The sequence below is a fragment of the Mycolicibacterium wolinskyi genome, assembly GCF_002101965.1.
GTDB lineage: Bacteria > Actinomycetota > Actinomycetes > Mycobacteriales > Mycobacteriaceae > Mycobacterium > Mycobacterium wolinskyi.
In genome coordinates this window covers 706,368-727,938 of the sequence record NZ_LQQA01000033.1, presented here as the reverse complement: position 1 = coordinate 727,938, position 21,571 = coordinate 706,368, and the positions used below count along the sequence as shown (strand labels likewise).

The following is a 21,571-nucleotide window of genomic DNA, read 5'->3' as shown; positions in this document are numbered from 1 at the left end:
AGAAGCTCATGCCGATCGACCCCATCGCCCAGAAGATGCTCGACGACACCAAGGCGTCGGGCCGCCCCAACGCGCACCTGCTGCCGGTGCCGACCGCCCGGGAGAATTTCGAGAACACCTTCGCCGCACTGGCCAAACCAGAGGTCCACCGCGTCGTCGACGTCACGATCGAAACCCGCGACGGCACAGGCATTCCGGGCCGGCTCTATCTGCCCACCGGCGATGCGGACCTGCCACTGACCGTGTACTACCACGGCGGCGGCTGGCTGCTGGGCAGTGTCGACTCCCACGATGTGGCAACGCGACTGCTTGCCAACGCCTCCGGCGCGGCGGTGCTGTCGGTGGGATATCGGCGCGGTCCGGAGGCTCGGTTCCCGACCGCGGTCGACGACGCGATCGACGCGGTCGAGTGGGCGCGCAGACCATCCTCCGGGCTCGGCGTTGACGTCACCCGCCTCGCGGTGGCCGGTGACAGTGCCGGAGGTAACCTCGCGGCCGCCGTTGCGCTGCACTACCGCGATGCGGGCGATCCGGTGGTGCGTCATCAGCTACTGGTCTATCCGGTCACCACCACCGACCTGGGCCGCGGCATGGATTCGGCCTACGACGGCGTGATGCTGGAACGCGACGAATTGCAGTGGCACCAGGACAATTACCTGCCCAGCCCGGACGCCGCGGGCGATCGGCGGGTCAACGTGCTCGACGCCGATCACACCGGCTTGCCTGAGGCGACCATCATCCTCGCCGAGTGCGATCCCATTCGCCCGCAGGGAGAGCTGTATGAGCAGGCGCTGCGGGCGGCGGGCGTCGCGGTGCAGAGCCACTCGACGCCGGGCATGGTGCACGGATTCTTTGGCCTCGACGAGGTCTTTCCGACCGCAGGCGCGGCCATGACGTTCGCGGGCGAGCGCCTCGCCGCGGCCCTGTCCCGCACCGATGAGCCCGTCCGATGATCGCACTGGTCACCGGGGCAGGTGGCGGGATCGGTTCGGCCACCGTGCATCGCCTCGTCAAGGATGGTGTGGACGTCATCGCCACGGATGTAGGCGAGCGGGCACCAGGACTGCCCGCCGAGGCCGATTACGTACGCTTCGATCTGCTCGACGGCGATCCGGCCGAGCTGTTCGGCCGGTTGGATGGGCGGGGACTCGACTATCTCGTGAACGCCGCCGGGGTCGCGCTGTTCGACCGCGATGGGTCGACGCTCGACATCGACGAGTCCGTCTGGGATCTCACGCTGGGAGTGAATCTGCACGGCCTGCGAAGAGTAACCACAGCGGCTGTTGATCATCTGCGCCGTGGGAACGGTAAGAGCATCGTCAACGTCGCGAGCACCGCGGGCCTGAGGGGCATGGATTCCCCGCTGGACGCCTATCAGGTGAGCAAGGCGGCAGTGGTGTCACTGACGAGGGCGTTGGCCTTGCAACTCGCGCCGGAGGGAATCCGGGCCAACACCGTGTGCCCGGGCGCGATTCTCACCCCGATGATCGATTACCTGTACGTCGACAGTCCGGCCCGACGAGCCGACATGGAGAGCCGCACACCACTGCGACGTCTCGGGATGCCTGACGAAATCGCCAACGCCATAGCGTTTCTGCTGTCTGCGGACGCCTCGTTCGTCACGGCCACCGATCTCGTCGTCGACGGCGGCTGGACAGCTCAGATCAAGTAACAGCGAAACCCCCGGCATGGCCGGGGATGTTGACAATCCAATTTTTGGTCTAAACACGCGACCTATAGTTCTTTAGACGGGAGTCAGGATGAGCGGGCCAACGATGCCGCGAGTCGCCATCATAGGATCGGGTTTCAGCGGTATCGCCGCGGCGATCGCCCTGCGTAAGAAAGGCATCGAGGACTTCGTGATCTTCGAGCAGGCGCCCGCGCTCGGCGGCACCTGGTGGCACAACCGATACCCCGGCGCCGAAGTCGACCTCGAATCTCATATCTACTCGTTCTCGTTCGAGCGCTACGACTGGACCCGCACGCACGCGGGCTGGCGGGAATTGCAGGGCTATCTCAACCACGTCGCGAACAAGTGGGATCTCCCCCGCCGCATCCGGTTCAACGAAAAGGTTGACGACGTCGCCTGGTCCGACATCGACAAGACCTACACCGTCAGCACCGAATCCGGTGTCGACCACGGCCGGTTCACCGCTGTCATCAGCGCGGTCGGTTTTCTCAACATCCCGCTGATCCCGCCGTTCGCCCGCGAGCACAACGACTTCGGTGGCGCCATCTGCCACACGTCGCGCTGGATCGACGGACTCGACATGTCCGGCAAGAAGATCGGCGTGGTCGGTACCGGCTCCTCTGCCGTTCAGGTGGTCACCGAGGCCGAGCGGGTCGGTGCGGAAGTGAAGATCTTCCAGATCGAACCGAACTGGATACTGCCGAAAAACAGCCACGATTTCACGCCTGCCGAGCGCCGGCTCAATCGGCTCGCGCCGGTGTACGCCTGGCGACGGCTCAAGCTCTACCTCGGCTACGACCTTCGCCAGTACCGCTCCAGCCATGCCAGGTCCACCGGCTGGACGAACCGACGAAAGCACCGGGCCGCAGCCGAATACCTCCGCCGTGAGCTCGGCGACCGGCCCGATCTGCTCGAGCTCGCCACGCCGTCATTCCCGTTCGAGGGCAGGCGCACCGTCGTCAGCGACACCTACTACCGGTCGCTGCGCAACCCGAAGGTCACGCTCGTCCCGCATGCCGTCAAGGGTCTGTCGCGGACCGGCGCCGTCGACGCCAACGGTGACGAACACGAACTCGACATCATCGTGCTGGCAACAGGATTCGATGCCGCCAACTATCTCGGCAACTACGAGGTGCGCGGGCGCGGAGGCGCAGCACTGCACGAACAGTGGCAGGGCGAACCCGAAGCGTTTCTGGGCATGATGGTTCCGAAGTTCCCGAACTTCTTCATCATGTACGGCCCGAACACCAACTCGATTCCGCTGGTGTCCTTCTACGAGGCACAAGCCGGCTTCGCCGCCGGCCTGATCTCGCGAGCGGCCAACACCGGTGCGACCACGATCGAGGTGCGCCGCTCGGCATTCGTCATCTACAACGACTGGGTGCAGGCCGCCCTGTCGAAAACCGTTTGGGCCCAGGTCAACAACTACTTCCAGGCAGGCAGCGGCCGAATCGTGTCACAATGGCCGTTCGGCGCGACCCCCTACATCCTGGCCACCAAACTGCTCCGCAGGATCGCAGTCCGCCTGAGCTAGGGCCGCCAGCCCGTCTCGTCCGCCCACTCCCAGGCCCGCCGGTAGGCGTTGTCGAGGTCGGCACCCGGGTTGGCCCGCAACCAATCGGTGAACAGCAGCGCGTACTGCTGATTGGGCCAACCCGCCACCCGCAGGTGGACGTTCGTGGGCCTGCCGGGGTCTGCCGAGGCGTGCAGGCGGCTGCGCCACAGCGCAGCATCGTCGGAATGGTCGAACGCCGCGACCGTGCTGCGGGCATCCGACTCGACCGCGTCGATGCCGTCGGCGAGCGGGAGATAGCCGACGGCCCGCAGGGCACCGGACAGCTCATCGGCGACGTCGAGGGACTCCACGGTCACCTGGACGTCGATGACATCGGGCGCGTCCAGCCCAGGGACCGCCGTCAACCCGACATGGTCGACCCGCACAACGCGGTGACCACACGCCGTCTGCAGCCGCGCGACGATGCGGCGCGCCTCACCGGCCCAGCCCGCATCGAAGGAGACCGGCTGCAGCGGCGCCGCGACGGGTTCACCCGCCTGGATGTTGCGCGCGAACGGCAGGATGCGGTTGAACCACAGCTGTTTTGCTCGTTCCACGAGATCGGCCTGGCTGCCCGAGTTGTCCAGCCACACATCGGCAACGGCGCGCCGCTGCTCGTCGGTCGCCTGAGCGGCGATCCGTGCCCTGGCATCCGCCTCGGGCATGCCGCGATGCTCGACGAGGCGGCTCACCCGGGTTTCGACGTCGGCGTGCACGACGACGACCAACGGGAACAGGGGTGCCATCTGCGATTCGACGAGCAGCGGGATGTCCTCGACGATGACGGCGTCGTCGGGAGCCGCCTCGATCAACTCGGTGCGGCGCCGGCCGACCAACGGGTGCACGATGCCGTTGAGCACCGCCCGTTTCTCGTCGTCACTGAACGCCACCGCCGCGAGCGCGGGCCGGTTCAGCGCGCCGTCCGCCAGCAGGATCTCCGCACCGAACGCCTCGACGAGCCGCCCCAGGCCCTCGGTGCCGGGTTCGACGACCTCCCGGGCGATCACGTCGCCGTCGACGACGATCCCGCCGCACTCACTGAATGTGGCCGACACTGTTGACTTCCCGGCGCCGATACCGCCGGTTAATCCAATACGAAGCACCGCATCAGTCTCTCAGGACGCCAGCCCTTTACGCGAATGTGAAGGAAATGGCGAGGTTTTGGCGATTTCTCGCCATCGAGTTCACGTTCGGCGGGCGAAACGCCGAACGCCCCGGCACTTGCCGGGGCGTTCGGTTCGATCTCTGACTAGGCGCTGCCTGCGAGCTTCTCCCGCAGAGCGGCGAGCTGCGCGTCGCTGGCCAGCGTGCCACCACCGGTGGACTCCTCCGACCGCGAAGACCCGTTGGAAACCGGAGCGTTGGCGGCCTCTGCCTCGGCAGCGGCGAACTTCTCCATCTGCGCGGTGTGCATCTTGTGCCGGCGCTCGGCCTCGGCGTAGCGGCTCTCCCACTCTTCCCGCTGCTTGTCGAAGCCTTCGAGCCATTCGTTGGTCTCGGGATCGAAGCCCTCGGGGAAGATGTAGTTGCCCTGCTCGTCGTAGCTGTCGGCCATGCCGTACTTCGACGGGTCGAACTCGTCGGTGTAGTCCTCGTTGGCCTGCTTGAGGCTCAGCGAGATCCGGCGACGCTCCAGGTCGATGTCGATGACCTTGACCATCGCGTCGTCGCCGACCTGGACCACCTGGTCGGGAACCTCGACGTGGCGCTCGGACAGCTCCGAGATGTGCACCAGGCCCTCGATGCCCTCTTCGACGCGGACGAACGCACCGAACGGCACCAGCTTGGTGACCTTGCCCGGTACGATCTGGCCGATCGCGTGGGTGCGGGCGAAGTGGCGCCACGGGTCTTCCTGAGTCGCCTTGAGCGACAGCGAAACCCGCTCGCGGTCCATGTCGACGTCGAGGACCTCGACGGTGACCTCGTCGCCCACCTGGACAACCTCGGACGGGTGGTCGATGTGCTTCCAGGACAGCTCGGAGACGTGGACCAGACCGTCGACACCGCCGAGATCGACGAACGCGCCGAAGTTGACGATCGAGGACACGACACCCTTGCGGATGGCGCCCTTCTGCAGCTGGTTGAGGAACTCGCTGCGCACCTCGGACTGCGTCTGCTCCAGCCAGGCGCGGCGGCTCAGCACCACGTTGTTGCGGTTCTTGTCGAGCTCGATGATCTTGGCCTCGATCTCCTTGCCGATGTACGGCTGCAGATCGCGGACACGACGCATCTCGACCAGTGACGCGGGCAGGAAGCCGCGCAGGCCGATGTCGAGGATCAGGCCGCCCTTGACGACCTCGATGACGGTGCCCTTGACGGCCTCGTCCTTTTCCTTGAGCTCCTCGATGGTGCCCCAGGCGCGCTCGTACTGTGCGCGCTTCTTGGACAGGATCAGGCGGCCTTCCTTGTCCTCCTTGGTGAGAACGAGGGCCTCGACCTCATCGCCCACGGAAACGACCTCGTTGGGGTCGACGTCGTGCTTGATGGAGAGTTCGCGCGAAGGAATGACACCTTCGGTCTTGTAACCGATGTCGAGGAGGACCTCGTCACGGTCAACCTTGACGATGGTTCCCTCGACGATGTCGCCATCGTTGAAGTATTTGATGGTTTTGTCGATGGCGGCGAGAAAGTCCTCAGCCGAGCCGATGTCGTTGACGGCTACTTGCGGCGAGGTGACGGAGGGACTTGGCATGTGGTGGGTTGCTCCGGACAGGTTTGATCGTAGGGACAGAATTTTGTGTTGCTCCGGCGCGGACGCCGGGTTGTGCTGGTGTCGCCTGCGGCGCCGACGAGCTGTGCACACAGGTACGTACCGAGGGTACTCGACCCGGTACACGCAGGACAAACCGCCTGCCCGATAGGGCACCGCCGCTACCCTTCGATGGTGGCGTACTCCCCGATGCAACACCCGGCCCCACCACCGTGGTTCCCGGTGGCCGCACCGCTGCCCCGTCCGGTCCGCAAGGTCGGCGCCCCGCTGGCCGTGATCATCGTCCTCGGTGTCATCACCGGCGGCTTGATCCTGCTGTTCACAGCGCTCAACCCGGTCGGCGCGATCATCGGCTTCGTCCTGTCGAGCATCGCCATGACCGGCGTCGTGTTCGCCTACCTGTGGCTGGACCGCTTCGAGCCGGAACCGCCCCGGCTCCTGCTGCTGGCCTTCGGCTGGGGCGCATCGATCGCGGTCGTGCTGTCGGTCGTGCTGAGCCTGCTCGGCGACGCGCTGTTTCCCCCGAACCCGGCCCTGCCGGACGGGTTCGCCTCCACCGCGATCCGGGCGCCGCTGATCGAGGAGGCCGCCAAAGGGCTGTTTCTGCTGATCATGATGACCGGGCGGCGCCGCAACGAACTCAACTCGCTGACCGATTGTCTGGTCTATGCCGGCATGGTCGGCATCGGTTTCGCCTGGCTCGAAGACATCATGTACATCGCCAGCGCCGACTCGGTGGCCGGATCGCTGGTCACCGCGGCGATGCGGCTCATCATGGCGCCGTTCGCGCACTCGCTGTTCACGACGATGATCGCGATCGGCGTGTACTTCGCACTGCACCGACGCGGTTTCGTCGCCAAAGCCGGTTGCATCCTGCTCGGCTACCTCGCGGCGGCCTTCATCCACGGGTTGTGGAACGGCTCCTCGCTGGTGGGCATCGAGACCTACTTCGTCGTGTACGTGGTGTGGATGGTGCCGATCTTCGCGCTCGTGATCGGTCTGGCCATCTGGAGCCGCCGTCGCGAACAACGCATCGTCGCCACCAAACTGCCCGGCATGGTGTCCGCCGGCCTGATCACTCCCAACGAGGCCACCTGGCTCGGATCGCTGCGGGCCCGGCGCGCCGCGATCGATCAGGCGACCCGGGCAGGCGGGCGGCCCGCGGGCAAGGCGGTCGCGAGATTCGCCGCCGCCGTCGTCGAGCTGGCGTTCGTGCGGGACCGCATCGACCGCGGCTTCGGCGATGCCCGGGTGTACGCGCTGCAGAACGAGGAAGTCCACGCCGTCGCGGCCGCACGGTCGCACGCGCCGATCCTCGGATGGCTCGCCAACTACCGCGCGCCGCGCTGACGCGCCAGTGCGCGGCCCCGGCCGATGCGCCGCTAGTGTGCGGCGGCGGCCGATGCGCCGCTAGTGCGCGGCGGCGTCCCAGCTGCGGCCATACCCCACCGACACCTCCAACGGCACATCCAGCGGATAGGCCGCACCCATGTGCTCACGGACCAGTTTGTCCAAGGTGTCGCGCTCACCCTCGGCGACCTCGAACAACAGCTCGTCGTGCACCTGCAGCAGCATGCGTGACCGCAGGCCCGCGTCCTTGATCGCCTTGTCGACGTTGATCATCGCCACCTTGATGATGTCGGCCGCGCTGCCCTGGATCGGCGCGTTCAGCGCGGCGCGCTCGGCGGCCTCGCGCACCTGGCGGTTGCTGCTGTCGAGCTCGGGCAGGTAGCGGCGGCGACCGAGCACGGTCGAGGTGTAACCGTCCTTGCGGGCCTGATCGACCACGTCGCGCAGGTAGTCCCGCACCCCGCCGAACCGGTCGAAGTACTGCTCCATCTGCACCTTGGCCTCTTCGGTGGAGATCTTGAGCTGAGAGGCCAGGCCATAGGCCGACAGACCGTAGGCCAGGCCGTAGGACATCGCCTTGACGCGGCGCCGCAGTTCCGGCGTGACCTCGTCGATGGGCACCGAGAACGCCCGCGACGCCACGAACGAGTGCAGGTCCTCACCGGTGTTGAAAGCTTCGATGAGGCCTTCGTCGCGCGACAGGTGGGCCATGATCCGCATCTCGATCTGGCTGTAGTCGGCGGTCATGAGCTCGGCGTAGCCCTCGCCCACGACGAAACCGTCGCGGATCCGGCGACCGGCCTCGGTGCGGATCGGGATGTTCTGCAGGTTCGGCTCGGTGGACGACAGCCGCCCCGTCGCCGCGATCGTCTGGTTGAACGTCGTGTGGATCCGACCGTCCGAGGCGACCGAGTTCAGCAGGCCGTCGACGGTGACCTTGAGGCGCGTGGCGTCGCGGTGGGCGAGCAGATGCTGCAGGAACGGATGCCCGGTCTTGTCGAACAGTGACTGCAGCGCATCGGCGTCGGTGGTGTAGCCGGTCTTGGTGCGCTTGGTCTTGGGCATCTCCAGCTCGTCGAACAACACGACCTGCAACTGTTTGGGTGAGCCGAGGTTGATCTGCTTGCCGATCACGCCGTAGGCGGCTTCGGCGGCGTCGCGGATCTGGTCGGCGAATTCGCCCTGCAGTTCCTGCAGGTGGTCGAGGTCGACTGCGATGCCCGCGTGCTCCATCTCGGCCAGGACCTGCTGGACGGGCAGCTCCATGCGGCCCAGCAGCGACGACGAGTCGATACGGGCGAGTTCCTCGTCGAGGGCGTTGGCAAGATCGAGCACCGCACTGGCCCGCAGGATCACGGTCTGCACCGCCTGCTCGTCCACCCCATCGGAGTCGTCGAGCAGCGAAAGCTGTTGTTGCTCCGGCGTTTCCGCGCGAAGTTCCCGGCGCAGATAGCGCACCGACAGATCGTCGAGGGCAAAGCTGCGCTGACCGGGCCGCACCAGATACGCGGCAAGCGCGGTATCGGACGTGACGCCACGCAGCGTCCAGCCGCGCCCGGCGAGATCGTGCATCGCGAGCTTGGCCTCGTGCAGCGCCTTCGGCGGGCCGGGATCGGCAAGCCAGGACGCCAGCGCGGCCTCGTCCTCGGGTGTCAGCGTGGCGGTGTCGATGTAGCGGCCGTCGCCGTCGGCCGACACGATCGCCAACGCGGTGGCGTCGGCGTCGTAGGCCAGGTGCGTGCCCACGACCGCGAGTCCGAAGCGGTTACCCAGGCTGTGATCGGACAGCCACGCGGCCAGTTCACCGGGCTCCAGCGCGCGGCCGCGCACGTCGAATCCGTGCTCGACTTCGGGCTCGACCGCGACCAGCGTCTCGAACAGGCGGTCGCGCAGCACCCGGAACTCCAGGTCGTCGAACAGCCGGTGAATCTGATCGCGGTTCCACGGCTGAACCCGCAGGGTGTCGGGGGTCTGCGCGAGCGGCACATCCCGGACCAGATCGGTCAGCTCACGGTTGAGCACCACGCTGGACAGGTTGGCCCGCAGCGCGTCGCCGACCTTGCCCTTGACCTTGTCGACGTTGTCGACCAGCGCCTGCAACGACCCGTACTCGACGATCCACTTGGTGGCGGTCTTCTCCCCCACGCCCGGGATGCCGGGCAGGTTGTCGCTCGGGTCGCCGCGCAGCGCCGCGAAATCGGGATACTGCGCCGGGGTCAGGCCGTACTTCTGGAGCACCGCGTCGGGCGTGAACCGCGTCAGCTCACTGACACCCTTGCGCGGGTAGAGCACGGTGACGTCGTCGCTCACCAACTGCAGCGAGTCCCGGTCGCCGGTGACCACCAGCACGCGGTAGCCGCCCTCCTCGGCCTGGGTGGCCAGCGTGGCGATGATGTCGTCGGCCTCGAACCCCGGCTCGGCGAGCACGGTGATGCCCAGCGCGCCGAGCACTTCCTTGGTGATGTCGATCTGGCCGCGGAACTCGTCGGGCGTCGCCGAGCGGCCCTCTTTGTACTCGGGGTACTTCTCCTTGCGGAACGTCTGCCGCGATACGTCGAAAGCCGCCGCGACGTGGGTGGGCTGCTCGTCGCGCAGCAGGTTGATCAGCATGGCCGTGAACCCGTACACCGCGTTGGTGGTCAAACCGCCCTGCGTCTTGAAATTCTCCGCAGGTAACGCGTAGAACGCCCGGAACGCCAGCGAATTGCCGTCCAGCAGCATCAGTGTGGGCTTGTCGGTCGCTGTTTCGGTCTTGGCAGTCGCGGTTGGGCTCACGGCCATAACTCTATGCAGGCGCTCCGACAGCCAGTAACCGCCGCGCCATCTTCACCAACTCGCGGGCAGCCGGACTCATCGGCCCGCGCGACCGCCACGCCAGCACCAGCCGTCCGCGCATCGGCGGTTCGATCGTCAGCGCATGCAGTCCGGGCCGGGAGCGGGACACCGAACTCGGCAGGATCGCCACGCCCAATCCGCGCTCGGCCAGATCCGCGAGTGCCGGCGGCGTGCTGGCCTCGAACGCGATCCGCGGGGTGAAGCCCGCGGCTGCGCACGCGGCGTCGAGCTGCCTGCGAATGCCCGTGCCCGGCGGCAGTGAGATCAGCGGCCACTCCCGCAGGGCGGTCAACGAGACGACATCGTGTGCCGCGAGGTCGTCGCCGGCACCGACCGCGGCTTCGATCGCCTCGTCGGTGACCACCTCGGTCGCGATGTCATCGAGTTGTTCGTCCGGACCGATCGACACGATCGCCAGATCCAGCCGTCCGGTGCGGAGCCGCTCCAGCAGCACATCGGAATTGTCCGCGCCGAGCGTGATCTCGACGGCCGGGTGGGCGGTGTGGAACTGCGCCAACAGCGAAGGTATGTCGACGTCGTGGGCCGTCACCGTCGCGATGGCGACACTGCCGCGCACAAGGTCGGCGAGCTCGTCGACCGCGGTGCGGGCGCCCGCGACGGCCGCCAACGCCGCCCTGGCATACGGCAGCACCGCCGCCCCGGCCGCCGTCAGCCGGACGGCCCGGCGGGACCGGTCGAGCAACTCCTGACCGAGCTCACGTTCCAGCCGCTGGATCTGCGCGCTGACCGCGGGTTGCGCCACCCGCACACGTTGCGCGGCGCGCGTGAAGTTCGCTTCTTCGACCACCGCGACGAAGTACTCGAGCTGTCGCAATTCCATAAGCAATGATTATAGTTACGCAACTTAAGTGGTATTGGACTTATAACTGCCGGCGGCCGACGCTGGGGTCATGACCGAAATACTCATCGCAGGCGCCGGTATCGGCGGGCTGACCACTGCCCTTGCCCTGCGGGCCCGCGGCATCCCGGCGACCGTCATCGAACGCGCCCGCGACGTGCGGCCGCTCGGGGTCGGCATCAACCTGCTACCCCATGCGGTGCGCGAGCTGTGCGAACTCGGGCTCGGCGACGCGTTGGCGGACATCGCCGTGGCCCCGGCGGCGATCAGCTACTACGACGCCACCGGCACCTTGCTGTTTCGTGAACCGCGCGGCATCGACGGTGGCTACGGCCATCCGCAGTACTCGGTCCACCGGGGCGAACTGCAGATGCTGTTGCTTTCGGCACTCGGGCCGGACCGCGTCCGCACCGGCACACAACTGATCGGGTTCGACGACGACGGCGCGCACGTCACAGTTCGGACCTCGGCGGGCGACTTCGATGCCGCGGCGCTGGTCGGCGCCGACGGCATCCACTCGGCGGTGCGCGCACAACTGCATCCCGGCGCCGATCCGCTGCAGTGGTCGGGTGTGCGGATGTTCCGCGGCGCCGCGCCCGGCGAGCCGTTCCTCGACGGCCGGACCATGGCCATCGTGAAAGACGATGCGGCCGAACTCGTCGTCTATCGCATCGGCGGCGGGCTGACGAACTGGGTGGTCCTGCTGCCCGAGTCCGAACCGGGACCGCTGCCCGGTGACGCGCGGTGGAACCAGCCCGGCGACCGGTCGGAAGTGCTGGCCCACCTTGCCCGCTGGGACCTCGGCTGGCTTGATGTCGCCGACGTGATCGCGCGGACCGAAACGGTGCTCGAGTACCCGATGGTCGACCGCGACCCGCTCTCGTGGTGGGGCGCCGGACGCGTCACGTTGCTCGGCGACGCCGCCCATCCGATGTATCCCGTTGGAGCGAACGGCGGTTCGCAGGCCATCGTCGACGCCCGGGTGCTGGCCGACGAGCTCGCCCGCGACGTCGAAACGGGGCTGCGGCGCTACGAGGACATCCGCAGGCCCGAGACCGCCGACGTGGTCGCGGCCAACCGCGCGATGCACCACATCGGCACGTCCCGTCCCGAGGAACTCGCGCGCGTCACCGCCGACTATCGGCGCGACACGAACGCAGATCGGAGCCTCACATGACGACCTATGTGCTTGTTCCCGGCGCCTGCCACGGCAGGTGGTACTACGACGAGCTGGCCGCGCGACTGCGCGACCACGGGCACCGCGTGCTGGCCATCACGTTGACCGGGGTGGCCGAGCGCGCCCACCTCGCGCACGCGGGCGTCAACCTCGAGACCCACATCGCCGACGTGCTGGCCGAACTCGATGCGCAACAGGTGACCGACGCCGTGCTGGTCGGACACAGTTATGGCGGCATGGTCATCACGGCGGTGGCGGATCGTGTTGCCGCCCAGATTGATTCACTGGTGTACCTCGACGCGTTCGTGCCGGCCGACGGTGACTCGTGCTGGAATCTGGTGACCGACGACTTACGCGACTGGTATGCCGACGTCGACGCCACCGGATACGGCGTGCCTCCCCTGCCGTTCTTCGACGAGCGCGCCACCGCCCACCCGCTGGCATCGTTGATGCAGCCGATCCGGTTGACCGGAGATCTGTCGAGGTTTCGGCGCCGCGTGTACGTCTATGCCACTCAGTGGGACGGCGAGCCGCCGTTCGCGGCCCTGTTCGAGAGGCTGAACCAGGACCCGTCGTGGACCACACATGCGCTGGACAGCACGCACAACCTGCTGGCCGGCCATACCGACGAGGTGCTGCAGATCCTGCTCGATGTCGCCGGCCACCAAGGAATGAATGCGCCATAGACCTCGTTGACGGCCTCGGAGCCGACGAAGGGAAACGCATGCGGCGCTGGGAGATGGACAGCATCGGCCGGGATCAGTTGGCACTGCGGGAGGTGGCATCGCCTGAGCCCGGACCCGGACAGGTGCTGGTCGATGTGGCCGCGGTGTCGTTGAACTACCGCGACAAGATGGTGATCGAGACCGGACGCGGGCTGCCGCTGCAGTTTCCGTTCACGCCCGGATCCGACCTCGCGGGAACAGTCGTCGGCATCGGTGAGGGTGTCACGCGGCTTCAGATCGGCGATCGCGTCGTCTCGACGTTCACACCCGACTGGCGCGACGGCGCCCGTGGCGGGGACGCGCGCACACCGTCGTACCGCACGCTGGGAGGGTATTACCCCGGCGTGCTCGCCGATCAAGTCTGCTTTTCGGAGGAGTGGTTCGTGCGGGCGCCCGCGACGTTGTCGTCGGCCGAAGCCAGCACGCTCCCCTGCGCCGGGCTGACGGCGTGGTTCGCGCTCGTCGAACGCGGTCGGGTTCACGCCGGTGACACCGTGCTCGTGGAAGGTACCGGCGGCGTCTCGTTGTTCGGCATCCAGATCGCGAAGGCGCACGGAGCCCGGGTGATCGTCTCCGGTAGCACAGGAAAGCTGGACCGGGCTTTGGCGCTGGGAGCCGACGATGGCGTCGACCGACGGCGAGAGGACTGGGTGGAAGCCATCTACGAACTCACCGACGACCACGGCGCTGATCACGTTCTCGAAATCGTGGGCGGAGCGCATCTGGGCCAGGCCGTTCAGGTCACCGCCGTCGGCGGCACGATTCACCAGATAGGGGCCTTGGAAGGGTTCGAGATCAGCGCGCCCGTGGCGCCACTGCTGTTCAAGGACATCGTCATTCAGGGCATCGGCACCGGTCACCGGCGTGCGCTGGAAGACCTCGTCGCAGCCGTCGACCGCATCGCCCTGAAACCGGTCATCGACTCCCGCTACACACTTGCCGACCTTCCGAGCGCCTTGGATCGCCTCGACCGCGGGCCGTTCGGAAAGATCGTCATCGAATTCGACAGGTGAGTCCCGTCGGCACCGAGGCAGCCTCCCGGCAGTCGGGACAAAACTGCAACACGTTTCAGTTTCTGGGTGGATCTCGGCTAGTCTGACCGACGTGCCAGCAGCTTCTACGCAACCCGCAATCGAAGGGTGGTTCGCCGCCGACGATTCCGGCGCGACTCATCTGATCGGCGGCAAGTGCTCACAGTGCGCCACCTACGTGTTCCCGCCGCGCGAGAACAATTGCCCGAACCCGGCCTGCGACAGCGACGTGCTCGACCTCGTGCCACTGTCGCGGCGGGGAAAGGTGTGGAGCTACACCGAGAACCGCTATCCACCACCGGCGCCCTATCCGGCACCCGACCCGTTCGAGCCGTTCGCCATCGCCGCGGTGCAACTCGCCGACGAGGGGCTGATCGTGCTGGGCAAAGTCGTGGAGGGCACCCTTGCCGCCGACCTCAAGGTCGGAATGGACATGGAGCTCACCACGATGCCGCTCTACACCGATGCCGACGGCGTCGAGCGCACCACCTATGCCTGGAGGATCGCACCATGAGCACCCCCGAACCGCTTTACATCCTCGGCGCGGGCATGCACCCGTGGGGCAAATGGGGCCGTGACTTCACCGAGTACGGCGTCGTCGCGGCGCGCGCGGCGCTCGCCGAGGCCGGGCTGGACTGGCGCCAGATCCAGCTGGTGGCCGGCGCCGACACGATCCGCAACGGCTACCCCGGATTCATCGCGGGATCGACCTTCGCGCAGAAGCTGGGCTGGAACGGCGTCCCCGTGTCGTCTTCGTACGCGGCGTGCGCGTCGGGCTCGCAGGCACTGCAGAGCGCCCGCGCTCAGATCCTGGCCGGATTCTGCGATGTGGCACTCGTGATCGGCGCCGACACCACGCCGAAGGGCGCGTTCGCACCGGTCGGCGGTGAGCGCAAGAACGATCCCGACTGGCAGCGGTTCCATCTGATCGGGGCGATGAATCCCGTGTATTTCGCGCTGCTGGCCCGGCGCCGCATGGATCTCTACGGCGCGACGGCCGAGGACTTCGCGCAGGTCAAGGTGAAGAACTCGCGGCACGGTCTGCAGAACCCGAATGCCCGCTACCGCAAGGAATCCGCGGTCGAGGACGTGCTCGCGAGCCCCGTCGTCGCCGACCCGCTGCGCCAGCTCGACATCTGCGCGACCTCCGACGGCGCGGCCGCGCTGATCGTGGCCAGTGCGGACTTCGCCCGCAAGCACCTGGGATCGCTCGAGGGGGTGCCGTCGGTGCGCGCGATCAGCACCGTGACGCCGCGCTACCCGCAGCATCTTCCCGAATTGCCGGACATCGCAACGGATTCCACCGCGGTCGTCGAGGCGCCCGAGCGCGTGTTCAAAGATCAGATCCTCGACGCGGCATATGCCGAGGCCGGTATCGGCCCCGAGGACGTCAGCCTGGCCGAGGTGTACGACCTGTCCACCGCGCTCGAGCTGGACTGGTACGAGCATCTCGGACTGTGCGCGAAGGGCGAGGGTGAACAGCTCCTGCGCAGCGGCGCGACCACGATCGGTGGCCGGGTTCCGGTCAACCCGTCGGGCGGTCTCGCGTGCTTCGGTGAGGCCATCCCGGCCCAGGCCATCGCGCAGCTGTGCGAGCTGACCTGGCAGCTGAAAGGTCAAGCGACCGGCAGGCAGGTCGAAGGGGCCAAGGTCGGCGTGACGGCCAACCAGGGTCTGTTCGGCCACGGCTCGTCGGTCGTCGTCGCGCGCTAGAGCGAGGCGCCGAACGTGAACAACATGTCGAGTTTTCCTCGAAAGTTCGCACAGTTCTTCACGTTCGGCGAGGCATGATCACAGTCCGAGTCAAGCCCGGTAGTCGCAAAGGGCCTCTGGTCGAGGTCGCCGACGACGGCGCGCTGACCATCTACGTGCCTGAGCGCGCGGTCGACGGCAAGGCCAATGAGGCCGTCACGAAACTGCTTGCCGCACATCTCGGCGTGCCGCGCAGCCACGTCGAATTGGTCTCGGGTGCGACGGCGCGGGTGAAGCGTTTCCGCATCAGTTGACCGCCGCGAGCGACCCCAAAATGCCGCCCGAACACGGCGTGTCGCTGTACAAACACGGGCGCTCGGCGGGCCAGGGTTACCCGAGATTGCGGTTCCACTCCAGCCAGCCGACGCCGGTGCGCCCGTCGGCGGTGCGCACGGTCGCCCACGCGCGGGGGAACTGGCTGACCTTGCCGTCGGGTGAGGTCAGCAGGACGGGTGCGTGGCCTTGGATGTCGACGGTGACCTCGATGTCGCAGGGCTGCAGCGACAGTGTCGTCGTGACGGGGAGATCGTCGTCGCCGAGGGTGTGCTGTGCGGCCACGGATTGCAGTTCGACGAGCGGTTCACCCGCCCGCTGGGTATAGCCGATGCCGATCGGCGGCATGCCCGGTATCCGGATGTCGACGCCGTGCAGGTGGGTGCCGTCGTCGAGATGCACTGCGCTCCAGACCCATTCCATCGACCACCAGTCCCGCACACCCCACGAGTGGTCCCGCTGACCGGGCACGGCCTCGACGGTGTGGGTCTGGTCCCCTATCGTCACCGTGCCCGAGACGGTGCACGGCAGTTCGTAGCGGGGCGTGATGCGGTACTGGTACGGCGTCGCCGCGGTGGTCCAGGTGAGGTCCATCGTGACCGCCACGGGGCTTCCGGCCTCGCCGCGCAGCAGCGCCGCCGGATCGTCGTAGGACTGCCCACTGCCCGACGCCCTGATCCGGTAGGTCTGCAGTGGCTCGATCGGCAGCAACGCGAGCTCGACATCGGCACCCCGAACTTCGGCGATGTCAGCCGGCAGGGCGGCGTGAAAGTCGTTGAGCGCGATGGTCGGCAGTCCCGGGCCCGCCAGCAGCACGTTGATCCACGCGGTGTCCTGGTTGGGTATCAGCCCCAGGCGCACCCAGCCGCCGAAACCGGCTGACGTGTCGACGAAGTCGAAATACCAGCTCTCGTTCCACAACGCTTCGTCGGTGGGCTCGTGTGCGGCCTCGTCGGCGGCCGCAGGCACCAGCGGCTCCCGAATCTGCGGTGGGGCAAGGATTTCCAGCGCACCGGTGTCCAGCACGTGGCTGCAGTGGCGGTCCAGCATCGTCATGAACATCTGGTCGCCACGCTCGGTGCGTTCGACGAGCATCGAGGAGATGATCGCCATCATCACCCCGAAGAAACTCTGCCTGCGCACCCCGTCGCGGACCTGATCCAGGCTCAGCGCCGGGTCCGGTCCGAGCGCCGCGTGGTAGGTGCGCAACAACGCGTCATAGTGTTCGCGGCGCCGCTCGACGGGCAGCGCACAGCCGATGAAATACGCGACATCGGTCAGCGCCGGTCCCCAGGTGACGGTCTGCCAGTCGACCACGGTCAGCACTCGATCGGCGCCCGGATCGCCGAACAGCATGTTGTCCATGCGGTAATCGCCGTGCACCAGGCCGAGCGGGCGTCCCGGTTCGCCTTCGGCGGCGATGTAGGCGTCGAAGCTCTCCACGAGCCGCTCGCACACGCGGCGCTGTTCGGCGGTGATCATGCCGTCGTAGCGCTCGGCGAACGCCGCGTACAAGCCCGCGATCATCGCCTGGTTGACCGGCGCGTCGCGGTTGAGCCACTCGGCCCGGCCCAGCTCGGGGTCGGCCAGTATCGGGCCGTGCACGCGGCCGAGTTCGGCCAGCGCGGCAGTGGCCTGTTCGACTGTCGCACCGCGGATCTCGTCACCGACCGTGGCCGGGGCGGCATCGCCGAGCAGCAGGTCGAACGCCCCGCTCTGCGGGTCGAACGCGGCGTGATGGCACGGCGCCACCGGACCGGCGGGCAGGCCGGGCGCGATGTCGGTGTAGAACCGCACCTCACGTTCGTAGAGGCCAAGCGCGAGCCCGGTCTGGCGGCTGCTGGGATCGGTCGCGGCGACCTTGAGCACGACGGACGCCGGACCGGTCGCGCCGTCGCCGTATGTGAGTGACACGCGGTAGCACTCGCTCATCTGACCGGTGCAGATCCGTTCGAAACCGAATCCGGTGACGGGGCCCGCGCCGATCGCGGCGGTCAGCCAGTCGCAGGTCAGGTCGTCGGGACGCTCGAGCACGGCGTTCTGAGTCGGTTGCACACACGCAACTTAGCAGTGGCCGGGATCACACATGACAGGTGTCAACTAATGGTGTGCCGACCTCGCGTCGGTGTGGATGCAGGCGTCCGGCGGCGACGCGGGCACGTCCAGTGCCGGGTTACGGTCGAAGAAGCCGTACGGCTTGAGCCAGAAGGACACGACGTCGACGGGCATCACCGGCCAGTCCTCGGGCCGGGTGATGTGGTGGATGCCGAACACGTACCACAGCACCACGTCGGTGTTGTCGATCGATCGGTTGGCCTTGGTCCACACGCCCAGCCCAGTGTCCGCGGCGGATTGATTGACGAATTCTCCTGCGGGCCAACGTTCGTCGGGATGGTTCGGGGTCACCCACAGGGTGTGCCCGATGACGTTGGCGCGCTGCAGCACCGGTGAGGCCGGATCGAACATCGGCGGTATCGCGCCGGTGGGCACCAGTTTGTACGACGGGTGGGTGCCCAGTCCGTTGAGGACGTTGGTGTTGACCACCTTCCAGGCTCGCTGGGTCGCGAAGTCGACGTCCTGTTTGCCTTCGTCTTCGGTGCGCAGCGCCTCGTCGTGCACCACGAGCGACAGCCCGTACGGATTGTCGGGGCCGATCGGTTCGGCATACGACTCCGTCCGGTAGACCGTGTTGTCGGTGCCGTCGACATCGAGATCGAGCCGCGCGATCAGGAAATGCTGATGGAAGGGCGCATAGGTGCGCTCGTCGACGAGGGTGCCGTTCGGATTGGGTCGGCCCGGCGCCAGCGGTGTGGTGACCATGATGCCGGTCGCGCGGACCTCGCACTCGATGTTGCCGTCCTGGTAGAACCGCCAGTACACGAGGTACTCGTAGTTCGCGACGGTGACGTGAAACGACAGCGTCAGCCGGCGCATCCTGCGCACTTCGGCGCCCGCGTCGTGGTCGACGTGCTTCCACAGCACCGCGTTGTCTTCCTCGTGGATGCAGATCGCGTTGGTGATGGTGTAGGGCTCACCTTTGCTGTTGTGCAGAACGGCATCCAGATAACGGATCTCACCGAGGCAGTCGCAGCCCAGTTCGAGCGATGTGGTCATGAAACCCAGACCCCACTCGCCGATGTCGAACGCTGTGCGCCGGTAGTGATCGACCGACGGATCGCGGTAGGGCACCACCATCTCGGCGAACGACATCCGGTGCGCCACCGAGCGATTCACCTCTCCGTCGCGATACCGCACGGTGTGCAGGGTCATGCCTTCGCGGTGATTGAACCCGACCCGCAGCGACCAGTTCTGCCAGCGCAGCAGGTTGCCGTCGAGGGTGAACGACGGCCCGTCCGGCTGCGTGATGTGCAGCGGTGCGAGCGGCTCCCGGTTCCACGCCGACCGGATTCGCTGCGGGATGTGGCGTGGCACGTATTCGCCCATGACATCCGGCTTTTCGTTGCTCCCGTCGTCCTCGACACGGAGCAACTCCATGGTGTTGAGGTCGACGACGCAGTGCAGGCCGCTGACCGGGTGTGCGTACGGGTTGGCGCCCGACGCCGACTTGTACCAGGTGTCGGACCATCCGATGCGCCGGTTCCGGTACTCCGGTGGCGCGACGGCATCGCCGTAGGTCCAGGTGTCCATGAACACGTTGTCGATGTCGGTGATGCCGCGGTTGGCCAGTGCGGCGATCACATCCGGATGGTGGCGCAGCATCTGATCGCATTCGGCGAACTCGTCGACGGTGAAGTTGGCCTGCACCCCCGGGATGTGGTCGAACGCCTCGACGGCGTCACCCGTCAACGTTACGACGCCTTTGTACGTGGCGTTCTCGGCCCGGTCGAGGCAGATGACCGCGGCACGGCGCGGCGGCGCGGCGCCACCTCGTTCGAAGGCGGCCAGTTCGGATTTGGACGGTTCGGCCAGTTCCACCGACGCGATCCGCCACCCGTCTCCGACACCGTGTTCGCGCCGCAATATCGCTGCCACCGCGGTGAACTCGTCGGCCGACAGCGGATCGAGGGGATGGTCCACCCGATCACGCAATCACACCGGATGCGCCGCGCGCAGCCGATCGCCCAGAGTCAGCTCTCGGCGAGCGTGAAGCCCTCCCACGCGAGCCGGCGATCGGCATCCGGGTCGTACTCGACGCGCGGCGTGCGATCGAACACGTACACCGCACGCTTGTCCGCGTCATAGCCGGGCCAGCCCGCACCAGGCACGCCGGTGCGGCTGAACTCGCGCCACCGCGTCTGCACGTCACGGCTCACGAACCGGGCCGACTGCCGATCGGCGGCCGCCGTCAGCATCGCGCCGTATCGCGTTCGGTAGGTGTCGAATACGGCCAGCAGCTCCATGGCGTGGGTGGCGCCGAAGCCCGCCCAGCGCAGCGCCCTCGGCGTGTAGTCGTAGCGGTACACATAGGTGGGCGCATGACGGCTGTGGGCCTCGGCGATCTGCCAGGTGGCCGAGCCGAACGCGAAGTCGCCGCCCAGTCGCACACACGCCGACCTGCTGGGATAGCCGGGGTACGCCGCGACGATGCGCTCCCGGTGCTCGGGGGCGGCATCGGCGAACAGCTTTTCGATCATGGCCTCATTGGTCGGCAACAACGGCAGGAAGCGCGTGAACAGCCTGCCCTCGTCGGCGTTGTTGCCGACGATCAACGGCAGACGGTGCGCGGATCCGTCGGCCATGGCCGCCACCGGATCGGCGGGCAGAAACTCGGTGCCATACGTCGGACCGACCGGGAACGCGCCCGGCATGTCGGTCATGCCGCGGGAGATGAGTTGTTCGAGCGCCCTGCCCAGTTCGGCGGCGCGCGCGGTCTTGAGCGTCGCTGCCGCATCGCCGCCAGAACCGAGCAGGCCGGCGAACTGGCCGGCGAGCCGCGCCGCCGCGGCAGCCGAGCTGACCATACCGCTGGCCGGGCTCTCGGAGATGACCCGCGCGAACAGGCCCTTGGCCGCGGGCACCGCCAACAGTGTGGCGACGGCCTGCGCGCCTGCGCTCTCACCGAAGATCGTGACGTTGTCGGGGTCGCCGCCGAACGCGGCGATGTTGTCTTTGACCCACTGCAGGGCCAACACCAGGTCCCGCAGGAACAGGTTGTCGTCGATCGGATGCTCAGGCGTGGACAGCGACGACAATTCCATGCAGCCCAGCACGCCGAGGCGGTAGTTGACCGACACGTAGACACAGCCGCGGCGGGCCAGGGCGGCGCCGTCGTAGATCGGCGTCGCCGAACTGCCCAGAATGTAGCCGCCGCCGTGCACGAAGATCATCACCGGCAGTGGACCTTCGGGCGGGGATTGCGGCGCAACCACGTTGAGCGTCAGGCAGTCCTCGCTCATCGGCTGGTACTTGCCGACCCCGACCATGGTGTAACGGCGTTGTTGCGGCGCGCAGTACCCGAACCCGTGGCAGTAGCGCACGCCCGGCCAAGGCTCCGCGGGCTGCGGCGCACGCAGCCGCAAGGACCCGACCGGTGGCCGCGCGTAGGGAATGGAGCGCCAGCGGTGTACGCCGTCGCGCGTGAAGCCCTCGATGATCCCGGTGCTGATCTCTGCGCGGACGGTCCGTTCGTGCATCACTCGACGGTAGCGAACAT

The 21,571-nt window shown here is 67.3% G+C and carries 17 protein-coding genes; 10 read left to right on the top strand and 7 right to left on the bottom strand.

Annotated elements, in window-relative coordinates; genetic code table 11:
• Window positions 1-8 precede the first annotated feature (8 nt).
• From AWC31_RS33680 to AWC31_RS33670, 3 genes are all read left to right on the top strand, one after another.
• Complete coding sequence (locus tag AWC31_RS33680) at window positions 9-953, top strand: alpha/beta hydrolase (RefSeq protein ID WP_085149761.1); 945 nt, start codon at window positions 9-11, stop codon at window positions 951-953.
• The gene (locus AWC31_RS33675; protein WP_085149759.1) at window positions 950-1,672 is read left to right on the top strand and encodes an SDR family NAD(P)-dependent oxidoreductase; all 723 of its coding nucleotides are present in this window, start codon (window positions 950-952) and stop codon (window positions 1,670-1,672) included. Before AWC31_RS33680 ends, AWC31_RS33675 begins: the two co-directional genes overlap by 4 nt.
• Window positions 1,673-1,760: 88 nt before the next feature.
• A complete protein-coding gene (locus AWC31_RS33670; protein ID WP_085149757.1) occupies window positions 1,761-3,224 on the top strand; it encodes a flavin-containing monooxygenase in 1,464 nt (487 codons plus the stop codon).
• Here AWC31_RS33670 and coaE read toward each other — a convergent pair.
• On the bottom strand, window positions 3,221-4,348 hold the full coding sequence (coaE, locus tag AWC31_RS33665) for a dephospho-CoA kinase (protein WP_085149755.1): 1,128 nt from the start codon (window positions 4,346-4,348) through the stop codon (window positions 3,221-3,223). The two genes, AWC31_RS33670 and coaE, sit on opposite strands and share 4 nt — an antisense overlap.
• A 146-nt stretch (window positions 4,349-4,494) precedes the next feature.
• Entirely contained in the window at window positions 4,495-5,937 is a 1,443-nt protein-coding gene (rpsA, locus tag AWC31_RS33660) for a 30S ribosomal protein S1 (protein ID WP_067852789.1), read from the bottom strand.
• A gap of 207 nt (window positions 5,938-6,144) precedes the next feature.
• Between rpsA and AWC31_RS33655 the strand changes: the two genes are divergently transcribed.
• The gene (locus AWC31_RS33655) at window positions 6,145-7,305 is read left to right on the top strand and encodes a PrsW family intramembrane metalloprotease (RefSeq protein ID WP_067852792.1); all 1,161 of its coding nucleotides are present in this window, start codon (window positions 6,145-6,147) and stop codon (window positions 7,303-7,305) included.
• 60 nt (window positions 7,306-7,365) lie between these two features.
• Here the strand turns inward: AWC31_RS33655 and polA are convergent, their stop codons facing one another.
• Both polA and AWC31_RS33645 read right to left on the bottom strand, forming a co-directional pair.
• Entirely contained in the window at window positions 7,366-10,080 is a 2,715-nt protein-coding gene (gene polA, locus AWC31_RS33650; protein WP_085149974.1) for a DNA polymerase I, read from the bottom strand.
• A gap of 10 nt (window positions 10,081-10,090) precedes the next feature.
• Window positions 10,091-10,981 carry a LysR family transcriptional regulator gene (locus AWC31_RS33645; RefSeq protein WP_085149753.1) on the bottom strand — a complete coding sequence of 297 codons (891 nt, stop codon included), beginning with the start codon at window positions 10,979-10,981 and terminating at the stop codon, window positions 10,091-10,093.
• A 70-nt stretch (window positions 10,982-11,051) separates the two neighbouring features.
• Between AWC31_RS33645 and AWC31_RS33640 the strand changes: the two genes are divergently transcribed.
• The 6 genes from AWC31_RS33640 (at window position 11,052) to AWC31_RS33615 (ending at window position 15,938) form a co-directional block, all read left to right on the top strand.
• Complete coding sequence (locus tag AWC31_RS33640) at window positions 11,052-12,176, top strand: FAD-dependent monooxygenase (protein WP_085149751.1); 1,125 nt, start codon at window positions 11,052-11,054, stop codon at window positions 12,174-12,176.
• Window positions 12,173-12,862: an alpha/beta fold hydrolase gene (locus AWC31_RS33635; protein ID WP_085149749.1), complete on the top strand. Its 690-nt coding sequence runs from the start codon at window positions 12,173-12,175 to the stop codon at window positions 12,860-12,862. The genes AWC31_RS33640 and AWC31_RS33635 overlap by 4 nt, the downstream gene beginning before the upstream one ends.
• Window positions 12,863-12,900: 38 nt before the next feature.
• Complete coding sequence (locus tag AWC31_RS33630) at window positions 12,901-13,914, top strand: zinc-dependent alcohol dehydrogenase family protein (RefSeq protein ID WP_234817080.1); 1,014 nt, start codon at window positions 12,901-12,903, stop codon at window positions 13,912-13,914.
• A gap of 91 nt (window positions 13,915-14,005) precedes the next feature.
• Window positions 14,006-14,446: a Zn-ribbon domain-containing OB-fold protein gene (locus tag AWC31_RS33625; RefSeq protein WP_085149747.1), complete on the top strand. Its 441-nt coding sequence runs from the start codon at window positions 14,006-14,008 to the stop codon at window positions 14,444-14,446.
• On the top strand, window positions 14,443-15,645 hold the full coding sequence (locus tag AWC31_RS33620) for a lipid-transfer protein (RefSeq protein WP_085149744.1): 1,203 nt from the start codon (window positions 14,443-14,445) through the stop codon (window positions 15,643-15,645). The genes AWC31_RS33625 and AWC31_RS33620 overlap by 4 nt, the downstream gene beginning before the upstream one ends.
• 74 nt (window positions 15,646-15,719) lie before the next feature.
• Window positions 15,720-15,938 carry a DUF167 domain-containing protein gene (locus AWC31_RS33615; RefSeq protein ID WP_067852804.1) on the top strand — a complete coding sequence of 73 codons (219 nt, stop codon included), beginning with the start codon at window positions 15,720-15,722 and terminating at the stop codon, window positions 15,936-15,938.
• 76 nt (window positions 15,939-16,014) lie between these two features.
• On the opposite strand, the gene AWC31_RS33610 is transcribed toward AWC31_RS33615, so the two are convergent.
• Genes AWC31_RS33610 through AWC31_RS33600 form a run of 3 tightly spaced genes read right to left on the bottom strand, consistent with a single transcriptional unit; the run spans window position 16,015 to window position 21,551 of the window.
• The gene (locus tag AWC31_RS33610) at window positions 16,015-18,012 is read right to left on the bottom strand and encodes a DUF7064 domain-containing protein (protein ID WP_085149742.1); all 1,998 of its coding nucleotides are present in this window, start codon (window positions 18,010-18,012) and stop codon (window positions 16,015-16,017) included.
• A gap of 45 nt (window positions 18,013-18,057) precedes the next feature.
• Complete coding sequence (locus AWC31_RS33605) at window positions 18,058-19,995, bottom strand: primary-amine oxidase (protein WP_085149740.1); 1,938 nt, start codon at window positions 19,993-19,995, stop codon at window positions 18,058-18,060.
• 50 nt (window positions 19,996-20,045) lie between these two features.
• Window positions 20,046-21,551, bottom strand: coding sequence for a carboxylesterase/lipase family protein (locus AWC31_RS33600; protein ID WP_085149737.1), 1,506 nt, complete (start codon window positions 21,549-21,551; stop codon window positions 20,046-20,048).
• Window positions 21,552-21,571: the final 20 nt, after the last annotated feature.